The organism is Arthrobacter sp. ES3-54 (genome assembly GCF_029504395.1).
Lineage (GTDB): Bacteria > Actinomycetota > Actinomycetes > Actinomycetales > Micrococcaceae > Arthrobacter.
On the sequence record NZ_JAQFIF010000005.1, the window covers coordinates 176,950 to 190,710 of the forward strand.

Annotated in this window: 13 protein-coding genes; 5 read left to right on the forward strand and 8 right to left on the reverse strand. The window is 66.7% G+C overall.

Annotated features, from left to right (window positions below; translation table 11 throughout):
• Positions 1-65 precede the first annotated feature (65 nt).
• Positions 66-1,505 (forward strand): TIGR00366 family protein, encoded by a 1,440-nt coding sequence (locus M2428_RS11545; protein WP_277526101.1) that lies wholly within the window; start codon positions 66-68, stop codon positions 1,503-1,505.
• 94 nt (positions 1,506-1,599) lie between these two features.
• On the opposite strand, the gene M2428_RS11550 is transcribed toward M2428_RS11545, so the two are convergent.
• The 3 genes from M2428_RS11550 to M2428_RS11560 form a co-directional block, all read right to left on the reverse strand.
• The gene (locus M2428_RS11550) at positions 1,600-2,604 is read right to left on the reverse strand and encodes a GNAT family N-acetyltransferase (protein ID WP_277526102.1); all 1,005 of its coding nucleotides are present in this window, start codon (positions 2,602-2,604) and stop codon (positions 1,600-1,602) included.
• Between the two features lie 2 nt (positions 2,605-2,606).
• Positions 2,607-3,992 carry a glycine--tRNA ligase gene (locus M2428_RS11555; RefSeq protein WP_277526103.1) on the reverse strand — a complete coding sequence of 462 codons (1,386 nt, stop codon included), beginning with the start codon at positions 3,990-3,992 and terminating at the stop codon, positions 2,607-2,609.
• 122 nt (positions 3,993-4,114) lie between these two features.
• Positions 4,115-5,080: a DMT family transporter gene (locus tag M2428_RS11560; RefSeq protein ID WP_277526104.1), complete on the reverse strand. Its 966-nt coding sequence runs from the start codon at positions 5,078-5,080 to the stop codon at positions 4,115-4,117.
• A 33-nt stretch (positions 5,081-5,113) separates the two neighbouring features.
• On the opposite strand from M2428_RS11560, the gene M2428_RS11565 reads away from it, so the two are divergent.
• Positions 5,114-5,350 (forward strand): RNA-binding S4 domain-containing protein, encoded by a 237-nt coding sequence (locus M2428_RS11565; protein ID WP_090576591.1) that lies wholly within the window; start codon positions 5,114-5,116, stop codon positions 5,348-5,350.
• 81 nt (positions 5,351-5,431) lie between these two features.
• Here M2428_RS11565 and M2428_RS11570 read toward each other — a convergent pair whose 3' ends face one another.
• Positions 5,432-6,088, reverse strand: coding sequence for a phospholipase (locus tag M2428_RS11570; protein ID WP_277526105.1), 657 nt, complete (start codon positions 6,086-6,088; stop codon positions 5,432-5,434).
• 94 nt (positions 6,089-6,182) lie between these two features.
• On the opposite strand from M2428_RS11570, the gene M2428_RS11575 reads away from it, so the two are divergent.
• Both M2428_RS11575 and M2428_RS11580 read left to right on the forward strand, forming a co-directional pair.
• Entirely contained in the window at positions 6,183-7,046 is an 864-nt protein-coding gene (locus M2428_RS11575; protein WP_277526227.1) for an SGNH/GDSL hydrolase family protein, read from the forward strand.
• 98 nt (positions 7,047-7,144) lie between these two features.
• Positions 7,145-7,753 carry a hypothetical protein gene (locus M2428_RS11580; RefSeq protein WP_277526228.1) on the forward strand — a complete coding sequence of 203 codons (609 nt, stop codon included), beginning with the start codon at positions 7,145-7,147 and terminating at the stop codon, positions 7,751-7,753.
• Positions 7,754-7,766: 13 nt separating this feature from the next.
• On the opposite strand, the gene M2428_RS11585 is transcribed toward M2428_RS11580, so the two are convergent.
• The 3 genes from M2428_RS11585 to mmsB all read right to left on the reverse strand — a co-directional run bounded on the left by M2428_RS11585 (position 7,767) and on the right by mmsB (position 10,989).
• Positions 7,767-8,333 (reverse strand): isochorismatase family protein, encoded by a 567-nt coding sequence (locus tag M2428_RS11585; RefSeq protein WP_277526106.1) that lies wholly within the window; start codon positions 8,331-8,333, stop codon positions 7,767-7,769.
• A gap of 141 nt (positions 8,334-8,474) precedes the next feature.
• On the reverse strand, positions 8,475-9,959 hold the full coding sequence (locus M2428_RS11590; protein ID WP_277526107.1) for a CoA-acylating methylmalonate-semialdehyde dehydrogenase: 1,485 nt from the start codon (positions 9,957-9,959) through the stop codon (positions 8,475-8,477).
• A 127-nt stretch (positions 9,960-10,086) separates the two neighbouring features.
• Positions 10,087-10,989, reverse strand: coding sequence for a 3-hydroxyisobutyrate dehydrogenase (gene mmsB, locus M2428_RS11595; RefSeq protein ID WP_277526108.1), 903 nt, complete (start codon positions 10,987-10,989; stop codon positions 10,087-10,089).
• A gap of 204 nt (positions 10,990-11,193) precedes the next feature.
• On the opposite strand from mmsB, the gene M2428_RS11600 reads away from it, so the two are divergent.
• On the forward strand, positions 11,194-12,093 hold the full coding sequence (locus tag M2428_RS11600) for a LysR family transcriptional regulator (protein ID WP_277526229.1): 900 nt from the start codon (positions 11,194-11,196) through the stop codon (positions 12,091-12,093).
• Between the two features lie 138 nt (positions 12,094-12,231).
• Here M2428_RS11600 and M2428_RS11605 read toward each other — a convergent pair whose 3' ends face one another.
• Positions 12,232-13,611 (reverse strand): MFS transporter, encoded by a 1,380-nt coding sequence (locus tag M2428_RS11605; RefSeq protein WP_277526110.1) that lies wholly within the window; start codon positions 13,609-13,611, stop codon positions 12,232-12,234.
• Positions 13,612-13,761: the final 150 nt, after the last annotated feature.

Genomic DNA, 13,761 nt, shown 5'->3' on the forward strand with positions numbered 1-13,761 from the left:
GCTTCCGCCATCGTCTTGACTAAGCTCCATGGGGTACAAAAAGCACTCAATGGAGAGGGACACCTGTGGCAAGCACAGTCGTGACCAAGAGCGGAATCGATGAACGCGGTCTCGCACGGATAGCCCAACGGATGGCGTCGTGGACGGAGAAGTGGTTTCCGGACGCCTACATCTTCGCCCTCGCCGGCGTCGTCATCATCGCTGTGGCCGCACTGGCCATCGGCGCCTCGCCCCAGGCCATCGCTGACTCGTTCGGCAACGGCTTCTGGGACCTGACCGCCTTCACCCTGCAGATGGCCATGGTGGTCCTGACCGGCTACGTCGTGGCCACCTCCCCGCCCGTGGCGAAGCTGATCAACCGGCTTGCCCTCGTGCCGTCAACCGCGCGGACCGCGGTAAGCTTCGTGGCGCTGATGTCGATGTCCGTGTCCTTCCTCAACTGGGGGCTCAGCCTGATCTTCGGCGGTCTGCTGGCGCGGGCGATTGCCCGCCGCACGGACCTGACCGTGGATTACCGTGCACTCGGCGCCGCCGCGTTCATGGGCCTCGGCGCCGTCTGGGCGCTCGGGCTGTCCTCCTCCGCCGCGCAGCTGCAGGCCACCGCCGCGTCGCTGCCGCCGGCGCTGCTGAAAATCACCGGCATCCTGGACTTCGGCACCACAATCTTTACCTGGCAGTCACTGCTGACCCTGGCCATCCTGATGGCCCTCACCACCGTGATTGCGCACTTCTCCGCGCCCCAGGGCGGCTCGATCCGCACCGCCGAGGACCTCGGCGTGGACCTGGATGACGAGCCGAGCGAGCCCGCGCCGCGTTCCCGGCCGGGCGAATGGCTCGAATACAGCAAGCTCCTGCCGATCCTGGCCGGAATCCTCACGCTCGGCTGGCTCATGTCGCAGTTCTTCACCAAGCCGTTCCTCAGCGTGGTCAGCAGCCTCAACGGCTATCTGCTGGTGTTTCTCATCCTGGGCCTGGTCCTGCACGGGACGCCGCGGAACTTCCTGCAGGCGGTCACCAAGGCGGTCCCGGCCACCGCCGGCATCCTGGTGCAGTTCCCGCTCTACGCCGCGATGGCCGCGATCCTGACCAAGGCCACCGGCCACGGCGGGATGACCCTCTCCGCGCACCTGGCCGAGTTCTTCTCGGACATCGGCGGCAATGGCGCGTTCGCCGTCGTCATTGCGCTGTACACCGCCCTGCTGGGCCTGCTTGTGCCGTCCGGCGGCGGCAAGTGGCTTGTGGAGGCGCCGTACGTGATGCAGTCCGCGACCGACGTCAACATGAACCTCGGCTGGACCGTGCAGATCTACAACATCGCCGAGGCACTGCCGAACCTTGTCAACCCGTTCTTCATGCTGCCGCTGCTCGCGGTGCTGAGGCTGCGCGCCCGGGACCTGGTGGGCTTCACCTTTCTGCAGTTCGTCTTCCACCTGCCGGTGGTCCTGCTGCTCGTCTGGCTGCTGGGCATGACCTTCGACTTCGTGCCGCCGGTGATCCCCAAGTAACTGTCCTGGATACTAACCGGGCTTAACGCAAACTGACCCGCAGCTGCAGCCGTTACCCATAACGGCCGCAACTGCGGGTCAGTTGGGTTAAGGCTTACGCCTGGTCGGAGACGACCAGCGTTTCCGAGCCTTGGACATGGGCTTTGCCGCTCTCGAGCAGCGGTTCGACGACGGCGTGCAGGGCTGTCATCGCGTCGTCCAGTTCCAGCATCACCGGGTGCTGGTAGGCGATCAGGGCCAGAAGATCCCGGACGGCGGCCCGAGCTTGATCCGCGTCGAGCTTGGGTTCGTGTCCGAGGAAAACCTCAGTAGGTTCAGAAGACCCGGCCGCACCGGCACTGTCGGCGTCGGCGCCTGGAATTCCCTGGGCGTAACTGATGGCGAACCCCTCCAGCCTGCCCTTCCGGCTCGCCGCGATGCCGTGCCCAAAGGCACTGGCCTTGGGCGCCCGCAGCACGATCGCTCCGTGGGCGCCGCTGAGATCATCCAGGAACAGACGCTGCACCGCGGCGACGCTCAGCTCCCCGGGGCTGTCCCAGCCGTGCACGGCGGTGTAGTAGCGTCCCACGACGTCGCTGAGCTCCACCGAGCCTGTGGCCAGGTCTTCGACCTGATCGGTGGCCGCGGACTCCGAGCCGTCGCCGAACACCGGCAGCTTGAGCGGCGCCGGGTCAACGACGACGAGGCGGGAGCGCTGGATCGGGGCCAGGCCCGCGGCCTCGGCAAACGCCGCCCCGGGGGTGCCCGGCTCCACTTTGCAGCGCAGTTTGGACACGCCCGACGGCGCCTGGGCGGCCTCGTGCCGCAGCATGGTCAGCAACGTGGACCCGAGGCCGGCGCGGCGGTGGTCCCGGGCGACCTCGACATACGCCCAGAGCCGTTCCGGATGCAGCGAGGCCTCGTGGACGACGGCAGCCGCCACGGGAATGGCGACACCGTCCACGACGTCCTCGGCCACGATGCAGCGGCGCCACGGGGAATTGCCCGAGGGCGACAGCGTGCCACGGAACTGTCCGGCCTGGACCGTCTCAGGGCCGCCCCAGATTTCCAGCAGCGCGAGGTCGTCGCCCTCCCGCCATTCCCGGTATGCAATGGCCATGATCAGGCGCCGATCAGCCGTGCGGCCAGGTAGCCCTCCACCTTGTCCAGGGAAACGCGTTCCTGGCTCATGGTGTCGCGTTCGCGGATGGTGACGGCCTGGTCGTCCAGGGTCTCGAAGTCCACGGTGATGCAGAACGGGGTGCCGATCTCGTCCTGGCGGCGGTAGCGGCGGCCAATGGCGCCGGCGTCGTCGAACTCGATGTTCCAACTCTTGCGCAGTTGGGCGGCGAGGTCCTTGGCCTTCGGAGATAGGTCCTCGTTGCGGCTCAGCGGCAGCACGGCTGCCTTCACCGGGGCCAGGCGCGGATCAAGCTTGAGCACGGTGCGGATGTCCACGCCGCCCTTGGCATTGGGGGCCTCGTCCTCGGTGTAGGCATCGATCATGAAGGCCATGAACGAGCGGGTGAGGCCGGCCGCGGGTTCGATCACGTATGGGGTGTAGCGCTCGTTGGTGGCCTGGTTGAAGTAGCTCAGGTCCGCGCCGGAGGCCTTGGCGTGGGTGGAGAGGTCAAAGTCGGTGCGGTTGGCGATGCCCTCGAGCTCGCCCCACTCCGAGCCCTGGAAGCCGAACCGGTATTCGATGTCGGTCGTGCCCTTGGAGTAGTGGCTGAGCTTGTCCAGCGGGTGCTCGAAGAAGCGCAGGTTCTCTTCGCGGATGCCCAAGCCCGTGTACCAGGACATGCGTTCCTTCATCCAGTACTCGTGCCACTGCTCGTCGGTGCCGGGCTCGACGAAGAATTCCATCTCCATCTGCTCGAACTCGCGGGTGCGGAAGATGAAGTTGCCGGGCGTGATCTCGTTGCGGAACGACTTGCCGATCTGGCCGATGCCAAACGGCGGCTTCTTCCGCGAGGTGGTCAGGACGTTGCCGAAGTTGACGAAGATGCCCTGGGCGGTTTCGGGCCGCAGGTAGTGCAGGCCTTCCTCGCTGGCGACGGGGCCGAGGTAGGTCTTGAGCAGGCCTGAGAATTCGTGGGGTTCTGTCCACTGGCCGCGGGTGCCGCAGTTGGCGCAGGCGATGTCCTTGAGGCCGTTCTCGGCGGGACGGCCCTTCTTCTCCTCGTACTCTTCCTCGAGGTGGTCCGCGCGGTAGCGCTTGTGGCAGGACAGGCACTCCACCAGCGGGTCGGAGAAGACATCGACATGGCCGGACGCTTCCCAGACCTGGCGGGGAAGGATGACGGAGGAATCCAGGCCTACGACGTCTTCGCGGCCGCGGACCACGGACTGCCACCACTGGCGCTTGATGTTTTCCTTGAGCTCGGCGCCGAGGGGCCCGTAGTCCCAGGCAGAACGGGAGCCACCATAGATTTCACCGGCCTGGAAAACGAATCCCCGGCGCTTGGCGAGGGAAATGATCTGGTCAAGGACGGATTTTGCTGCCATGGGAACTCCAATTTTGTACAGGGCCGCTGGGTGCGGTCCGCGGTGTCAGCCCCGGGTCACCGGCTGGTTGCCGGACGGGGGGAAACGAACAGTGCGATGCAAACTCCAAGCCTACCGGCCCGCTACCGCTTCAGCGCGCCGCGGGGCCAGGGCAGGGTGGCCAGGATGATGGCGCCGAGCGTCAGTACGGTGCCGAGGAATGTCGGGAGCGCGATCACAGTTCCGGGCACCGGCACTATCAAGTCCAGTCCGAGGGACCCGAGCAGCTGTCCGGCGATCATCCCGAGGCCGGTGACCAGCACGCCCAGGCTGCGGACCAAGAGGGCACCGATGCCGATGAAGATGCAGCCCAGTGGGCCGCCAAGGTAATACCACCACTGCGCCGGCAGGGGGTTGCCGGCCCCGGCCACGGCAAGTTTGACCAGCCAGGCCACCCACAGCAGGGCGCCCCCGGCGATGAAGTTCACGAGTGTCGCGGCGATGGGAGTGCCGTAGTGCACGGTGGCCGTGCCGTTCATGGCCTGCTGGAAACTCATCAGGATCCCGGCCAGGAGCGGCAGCATCACGGGCACAAACAGCTGCAGCCCGGATTCCCCGGCGCTGAACCTGGGCGACACCGCCCAGGCGACGGCTGCGACGGTGAGCACACTGCCGAGCACCCGGATGCCGGTGATAGGTCTCTTCCCCGCCGGCCCGATCCCCATCCGGTCCACCAGCAGGCCGCTGAGGGTCTGCCCCGTCACGGCAGCCACCGTGAAGAGGGCAACTCCGAGCAGTCCCACAGTGAAGGACTGGGCGAACACGAAGAAGGCCCCGATGCAGCCGGCCATCACGTAAAAGGGCGGAAACTGCCGCTCGCGCACGGCCGGCAGGATCCGGGCCAGGCCGGCCCGGCCTTTGGGCAGGGTCAGCGAGATGACTGTCATCACCACCAGTCCGGTGCTGAAGCTGACCACCGCGGCGCCGATTCCGTCGCCCAGCACCACCCCGAGTGCGCCGTTGATCCGGCCCTGGACCGGGATGAACAGTCCGGTCGCGACGGCCATGGGCAGGCCCACGATCAGCGGGAGCCGGGGGGTGTGGGTCATTGGTGCCACCTTAGGTCAGGCATTATTGCTTGTATGAGCAATCCGGAATTCGAAGACATCACCATCCGCGACAGCATGATCCGGCTGGGCCAGCTGCTAAAGCTCGCGAATCTGGTGGAGGACGGCGTGGAGGCCGCAGAACTGATCAAGAACGGGCTGGTCAAGGTCAACGGGGAGATCGACGAGCGCCGCGGCCGTCAGCTTCACGACGGCGACACCGTCACCGTGAACGCCCGGACCGTGCGGATCAGCGCGCCAGCAGCCTCCTAGCCGCCTGCCCGGGCGCACGGCCTCCTAGCTGCTCGTCCGGGCGCGGCTACTTCTTCGTCGCGGCTGCTTCTACCCCCGCGGCTACTTCTTGGAGTTGAGCACCACGTGCGTCAGGAACTCCGAGACGTGGCCGACTTCCTGCTGGTTAATGCCGTGCCACATACCCGTGTACAGGACCTTGGTGAGCTTCACGTGCTTGCGGACCCAGCCGATGGTGTAGTCAATCTTGTCCTCGGTGATCACCGGGTCCTGCTGGTCCCGGCCCCAGAACAGCGGCACTGTGCCGTCCAGTTCGCCGTCGCGGAAGCTGGGATCGTCGCCCGCGTCGACGACAAACCCTGACAGGCCGACGACGGCGGCGAAGTCCGCCGGACGCTGCCGCAGCAACGTGGTGGCCATGGCCATGCCCATCGAGAACCCCAGCAGCGTCACCGACGGGTGGTTGGCCTTGACGCCGTCGAGCCAGTCCTGGACATACGCTGCGGCGACCTTGACGGCGTCGAGCGAATAGTCAATGGACGCTGTCAGCGGGAACCAGGTGAAGCCAGGACCCTCGGTGAGCGGGGCGCGCAACGAGGCCACCGCGAAATCCTGCGGGAGCATCTCCGCCAGGCTGAGCAGGTCCTGTTCGTTGGCGCCGTAGCCATGCAGCAGGACCAGCAGGGGTTTCCCGGCCCTCTCCTGCTCCGGCTTGGACCAAAGGACGACGGGGGCCGGAAGGGCATCAGCGTGAGTCATGGAACCATTCTTACAGTTACCCGCCGGTAACAACTCACGGTGGCGTAGCTTAACGTGAACAGTGCAGGATAAGGGGGTGAGCGAAACCGAAGCCATGGAAAATTCACCGGACCCCTCAGCGGAGACTGTCGTCACCCACCCGTGGACCCGCTATGTGGCCATGGGCGACTCCTTCACGGAAGGCATCGGCGACCCGGAACCGGCCAGCCCTGGCGGCCACCGGGGCTGGGCAGACCGCGTCGCCGAGGAACTCAGCCGCGGCCACAACGACTTCGCGTACGCCAACCTGGCCGTCCGCGGCCGGCTGCTGCAGCAGATCGTGGACCAGCAGATGGCGCACTGCCTGTCCCTCAAGCCGGATCTCATCACTCTCTCCGCGGGCGGCAACGACCTCATCCGCCCGGGCGGTGACCCTGACGTGCTGGCCGAAAAGCTGGACTCGGTGGTGCAGATCCTGAGCCTGGGCGGCGCCACCGTGGTCCTGTTCAACGGCCCGGACACCGGTTCCACGGTGTTGGGCCGGATCCGCAGCAAGGTGGCCATCTACAACGAGAACCTGCGCACCATCGCCGCGCGCCACGACGCCGTGATCGCGGATATGTGGTCCCTGCGCCAGCTCAATGACCCGCAGATGTGGAATGCTGACCGGCTGCATTTCTCACCGCTGGGCCACCACACGATCGCGGCCATGGTGCTGGACTCGCTGAACGTTCAGCACACCCTGCAGCCTCTCTCCCCCAAGCCGCTGCCGCAGCGCAGTTGGCGCGAGGCGCGTAGCGGGGACCTGGTGTGGGCCAAGGCGTATTTTGTCCCCTGGGTGGTGCGGCGCCTGCGGCACAGGTCCTCGGGCGACGGCGTGACGGCCAAGCGGCCCCTGGCCGGCCCGGTGTTCGGTCCCGGCGTTCCGCTCGGCTCCGGCGAAGGTCCGCCCGGCGCCGAGGACGCAGTGCGGTCCTGAGCCTGTGGGGCATAAGCTGGAGGAACACTTCTCCGGCCCTACAGATGAGCCCGCAATGAGAAGGCCCAGCAGCTGAAAGGCCCCATACCGTGAGCAGCATGTTCTTCTGGATCATCGTGTTGTCGTTCCTGGTTCCCGTGGCCATGCGCCTCTACCGCCGGTCCGTCCGCGGCCGGAACCAGGGCACGCCGGGACAGTTCGGCCAGTTCCCGGGCAACCAGAACGACCCCGGCAACCAGAGCAACCAGCCGCGGGATGGCTACACACAGCAGGACTACTTCGGCGGCTTCGGCCAGCTGGGCGCCCCGAAGCAGCCGGGACCGGCCAACCAGCCGTACCCCAACCAGCCGTACCCAAACGCGCAGGACCCCAGTCCCCGGTTCCCCAACCAGCCGTTCCCGAACGTGCCCTACCCCGGCCAGCAGTACCCGGGTCCGACCGGCTACCAATCCCCCGTTCCCTACGAGGACAGCCCCGAGTACCTGAACAACCCGCCGCAACCGCAGCGGCAGGCACCCCCAACTCCCCCAGCGCCGGCAGCAGGACAGCCGCAGGCACCGCAAATCCCCCATCAAACTCCGCAGGTGCCGTCGGGCGCGCAGGGCTACCGGGCCCGCAAGCTGGCCGAACTCGACCAGCAGTACAGCGACGGCAAGCTGTCCATGGAGGATTACATGGCCCAGCGCGCTGAAATCATGAAGGGCTAGCTCACAAAGGGGGCTAGGACCCTGAAGGGCTAGCGAAGTCGACGTCGGCCGCGTTGACCGTTCCCGCCGTGCGCCCCGGGGCCTTGTGGTACTGCCAGTACAAATTGGTGTGGGCCACCACCATTTCCGGCGGCGGGGCGCCAAAGTCGGTCAGGTCCTCGGTGGTGTGGGCGTCGGCAACCAGCGTGACGTCGTAGCCGCGGGTGATCGCGCCGTGGAGGGTGGAGCGAATGCACTCGTCGGTCTGCGCGCCGGCCAGGAAGAAGCGGCCGATGCCGCGATCGGCCAGCACGGACTCCAGGTCGGTGGCCTCGAAGGCGTCGCTGTATTCCTTGGCCACCATCGGCTCCGAATCGCGCCGCGCGAGCTCCGGCACATACTGCCAGCCGTCGCTGCCGCGCGGGAGTTCCTCGCCGTTGTGCTGCACCCAGACGACGTCCACCCCGGCACCGCGCGCCTTCTCCACGAGGGCGGCGATAGTCGCGACGACGTCGTCGCGGCGGTAGGCCTCCGCGACGACGCCGACCTGCATATCGACGACGAGCAATGCCGTGTTGGGGCGGTTGATGAGCGTGGTCATGGTGCCTCCCGGATCGTGGCTGTCGCTGCCTGCCTACTCTAATCCCGGACCCCGGAACCAACGAGGGGTCACCCGCAGCCCATGATCCGGTGCCGGATGGGCGCGCAAGTGGCCCCGCGTTGGAGTAGAAACCGAGAGGTGTCAGTCGACCTGGGGGAAGCCGAGGTCGATCACGGAAGTGGACGGGTCCGGCCAGCGGGTGGTGACAACCTTGCCGCGGGTGTAGAAGCGGATGCTTTCCGGTCCATACATGTGGGTGTCGCCGAAGAGCGAATTCTTCCAGCCGCCGAAGGAGAAGGTGCCCACCGGCACCGGGATGGGCACATTGACGCCCACCATGCCGGCCTCGACGTCGAACTCGAACTGCCGGGCGGCGCCGCCGTCGCGGGTGAAGATGGCCACGCCGTTGCCGAACTCGTTGTCGTTGACCAGCTTCACGGCGTCGGCGTAGGTCTCGACGCGGACCACCGAGAGGACGGGGCCGAAGATCTCGTCGTCGTAGACCTTCATGCCGGGCTTGACGTGGTCGATCAGGCTGACGCCGATGAAGAAGCCGTTGGAGTCGAATTCGTGCTCGCGGCCGTCCACCACTACGGTGGCACCTTCGTTGGCCGCGCCGGCAACGTAGGAGGCCACCTTGTCACGGTGCTCGGCCGTGATGAGCGGGCCCATCTGGGAGGCCGGGTCCGTGCCCGGGCCGATCGTGAGCGTGGCCATGCGGGTGCTGATCGCGTCCACGAGTTCATCGGCGATGCTGCCGACGGCGACGAGGACGCTGACTGCCATGCAGCGCTCCCCGGCGGAGCCGTAGGCGGCCGAGACGGCGGCGTCCGCGGCCATGTTGAGGTCCGCATCCGGCAGGACCACCATGTGGTTCTTCGCTCCGCCCAGAGCCTGGACGCGCTTGCCGTGATCGGCGGCGCGCTTGTAGATGGACTGCGCGATCGGCGTCGAGCCGACAAAGCTGACGGCCTTGACGTCCGGGTGTTCCAGCAGAACGTCCACGGCCTCCTTGTCGCCGTGGACCACATTGAGCACGCCCGCCGGCAGTCCGGCCTCGGCGAAGACCTGGGCGATGAAGATGGCGGAGGACGGATCCTTTTCGCTGGGCTTGAGCAGCACGGTGTTGCCGCAGGCCAGGGCACTGCCGATCATCCACAACGGCACCATCGCGGGGAAGTTGAACGGCGTGATGCAGGCGACGACGCCGACCGGCTGGCGGACCGAGTGGACATCGACGCCGCCGGAGACCTGCTCGGAACGCTCGCCCTTGAGCATGTGGGCCAGCCCGGTGGCGAATTCGATGTTCTCCAGGCCACGGGTGATTTCGCCTTCGGCATCCGAGAGGACCTTGCCGTGCTCGCTGGTCAGCAGGGCCGCCAGTTCGGGCCGGCGCTGCATGAGCAGTTCACGGACCTTGAAGAAGATGCCGGTGCGCTTGGCCAGGCTCGTGGCGCGCCAGCCGGGCAGGGCGGCGCGGGCGGCCGCGACGGCCTCCTCGACGCGTGCGGCGGAAGCCAGCGCCACCTCTTTCTCCTGCTCGCCGGTGGCGGGGTTGAAGACGGGGCCGAAGCGCTCGGCGTCCGAAATCAGGGCGCCGTTGATGAAGTGCGGGATGCGTTCCATGCGTGGATCTCTTTCGTGAAGGGCGGGGCCGTGACGTTGCTGGCCCTCAAGGGTTAGGCCCTGACGGGCAGGGCGCCTCGTTGGCGGGGACGGCTAGTTGGCGGGGTCGGCTAGTTGGCGGGGTCGGCTAGTTGGCGGGGTCGAGTGTGCCGTCGACGAGCTTGACGATCATCGAGCAGTCCTGGCCGGACTGGCCGGAGTCGATGAGCCGCTGGAAGAGCTGCTGGACGTGCTCGCCGATTTCCAGCGGGGTGCCGGTGTCACGCGCCGCGCTGATGGCCAGGCCGATGTCCTTGTTGGCCAGCTCCGTGGTGAAGGTCGGGGCAAAGTCGTTGTTCGATGCCGCGGTGGGCACGACGCCGGCCACGGGGTACCAGGTACGCAGCGCCCAGCTGTCGCCGGAGGAGACCGACGCGATGTCCCAGAAAACCTGCTTGTCCAGGCCGAGCCGGTCGGCGAGGACTGCGCCCTCGGCCGTGGAGGCCAGGTTGATGAAGAGCATGAGGTTGTTGCAGATCTTCGCGGCCTGGCCGGTGGTGGCGCCGCCGGTGGGGATGATGTTCGCGGCCATGGGGCGGATGTATTCGGTGGCCTCGGCAACGGCGCCGGCCTCACCGCCGATCATGAACGTCAGTGTTGCGGCCTTGGCGCCGCTCATGCCGCCCGAGACGGGCGCGTCGACAAAGCGGAAGCCGGCGGCAGCCGCGGCGTCGTGCAGGGCCTGCGCGGAGGCAATATCGATCGTGGAGGAATCCACCAGCAGGGTCCGGGTGTCCGCGTGGGCCAGGACGCCGTCCTCGCCGAGGTACACGGCGCGGGCGTGCTCGCCTTTGGGGAGCATGGTGAAGACGACGTCGGCGCCGGCGACGGCCTCGGCGATGCTGCCGGCGGCCTTGACTCCCCCGGCCTCGGCGGCGGCAACGGCTGCGGCGTTGAGGTCGAAGCCGCGGACTTCATGTCCGGCGTTTGAGAGGTTGACGGACATGGACCCGCCCATGTTTCCGAGTCCGATCCAGGCGATGACTGCCATGGCTTAAGCTCCTTTGCTTGATGTGCTGCCGGGCGCTCCGGCCTGAAAACCGAAAACCCGGCGTCCCTGTGTCCACCATCACACCCCTGATAGAGTGCAATCAAGGGAAAAAATTACAGATGCCATGTGCACAAATGCACACTGTCGGCTGTGGCTCCCCCATCCGTTGACGACACACTCACTGAAGAGGGACAAAAAGTGGACTTGCGCCGGCTTCCGAGCCCCGATGACCTGCTGATCCTTTTGACTGTGGCACGGCTCGGCCGGTTCAACGCGGTGGCGGAGACGCTCGGCACGACCCACACCACCATCTCCCGCCGTGTCCTGGCCCTGGACAAGCAGCTCGGCGGCCGGACGCTGGAACGCAGCCCGCACGGCTGGGAGCTGACCGATCTTGGCAGCCAGGCCGTCGCGGCTGCGGAGGCCATCGAGGGCACGCTCGGTGCCCTATCCAGCAGCATTGCCCGGTCCGGTGACGTGGTCTCCGGCCTTGTCCGGATCAGCACCCCGGACGGCTTCGGCGCCGAGTTCCTGGCCCCGGCCCTGGTGCGCCTGCAGCGGGCGAATCCGTTGCTCAACGTCGAGCTGCTCAGTGCCACACGCAAGGTCAGCCAAAACCGCTCAGGCGTGGACCTGGAAGTGGTGGTGGGCAACATGGAGACCGCCAACGCCCAGGCCATCTTCCTGAGCAACTATTTCCTCAGGCTGTACGCCAGTCCCGGATATGCGCAGGAGCACGGCCTTCCGGCAACGCTCGACGACGTCGGGCAGCACGGCTTTGTCTCCTACGTGGAATCGGCGCTCCAGGTGGCCGAGCTGGGTCACCGCTCCACGCAGCTGCCGGTGCCGCGGTCCAGCTTCCAGGCCACCAGCGTCTTCGCCCAGCTCGAGGCCGTCCGGCGGGGCGCAGGGATAGGCCTGCTCCCCAACTTCCTGGTGGTCGGAAGCCCCGATTTCCTTCCGGTGCTCCCGGACGACTTCCAGCGCCAGCTGCCCATCTGGGCAGTGGCCAGGCCCGAGTCGCTGCGCTCCGCTCCCGTGCAGGCCGTACTGGAGGCGATCCGGACCGAGATTGCCGCCCGCCAGGCAGTCCTGGCAGGCTGAGCAGTCCTGGCAGGCTGAGCAGTCCTGGCAGGCGGAGCCGTCCTGGCCGGCTGAGCAGGCTGGCACAAATGCCAACAGCCCGGGCCGCGCAGTGCGGGACCCGGGCTGTTGCCGTTTTAATTCGACGTTACTTCTTGCCTACTTCTTGGAGGCGGCGAGGAGATCGGCCGTGCCCCGGGCATCGGCGGCGTCGACGTCTCGCAGGGAGATCCCACGGGTTTCCTTGAGGAAGTACACGGCCACCATCGTGACCACACAGGCGCCGAGGAGGTAAATCGCCACCGGGGTGGAGGACTTGAACTGGCTCAGCAGGGCAACGGCGATGATCGGAGCCAGCGAACCGGCCACGATCGAGGTGACCTGGTAGCCGAGCGAAACACCCGAGTAGCGCATGCGGGTCGGAAACATCTCGGCCATGAGCGCCGGCTGGCCGGCATACATCAGGGCGTGGAACAGCAGGCCGATGGTGATGGCCGCGAGGATGATGAGATCGTTCTTGGTGTCCATCATCGGGAAGGCGAAGAAGCCCCAGGTGCCGCCGAGGACAGCGCCGGCCATGTAGACGGGCTTGCGGCCGTAGGCGTCGGAGAGCTTGCCGACCATCGGGATCACGGCGAAGTGGACCAGGTGCGCAACGAGCAGCAGCAGCAGGATCCGCGAGGTGTCCGTCTGGACAATCACCTTCAGGTAGGTAATGGAGAAGGTGACCACAAGGTAGTAGAGGATGTTCTCCGCGAAGCGCAGACCCATGGCGGTGAAGACGCCGCGCGGGTAGCGGCGGAAGACTTCGCCGACGCCGTAGCCCTTGTTCTCAACGGTGACCTCTTTGCGGGCCTCCAGGAAGATCGGGGCGTCCTGGACCTTAGTGCGGATGTAGTAGCCGACGATCACGATCACAGCAGAGAGCCAGAAGGCCACACGCCAGCCCCAGCTGAGGAAGTCGGCGGAGGACAGCGTGGCGGAGAGGGTGAACAGGACGGCGGTGGCCAGGAGGTTGCCCATCGGAACCGCCGACTGCGGCCAGCTGGCCCAGAATCCGCGGGACTTGCTGGGGCTGTGCTCGGCGACGAGGAGGACTGCGCCGCCCCATTCACCGCCGACGGCAAAGCCCTGGGCGAAGCGCAGGAAGACCAGGAGGGCCGGAGCCCAGTAGCCGATCTGCTGGAAGGTCGGCAGGCAGCCCATCGCGAAGGTGGCCACGCCGACAAGGATGATGCTCAGCTGGAGCAGTTGCTTGCGGCCGAACTTGTCGCCGAAGTGGCCGAAGACGATGCCGCCGATCGGGCGGGCAATGAAGCCGACCGCGTAGGTGAGGAAGGCGGCGAGGATGCCGTCCAGCTCCGAACCGGTGTTCGGGAAGAACAGCTTGCCGAACACAAGGGTGGCGGCGGAGGCATAGAGGAAGAACTCGTACCATTCCACGACCGTGCCGGCCATGGAGGCCGTTACTACTTTCCTCAGGCCTGACGTTTTGACGTCTGGCTCTTCAGCGCGCCTAGCGGCGTTATCCGTACTCATCGTGACTCCTTCGGTGTCTACATCGACACCCTGTGGACCATTGGGCTGAGGACGCCCGTGATGTAGGGCACATGGCGTCATTCCCCATGAGTATGGACGCTCCCGCCCTGAGCATCAACGGCCAGAAGTGCAGAGCGCATCTGCAAAAAT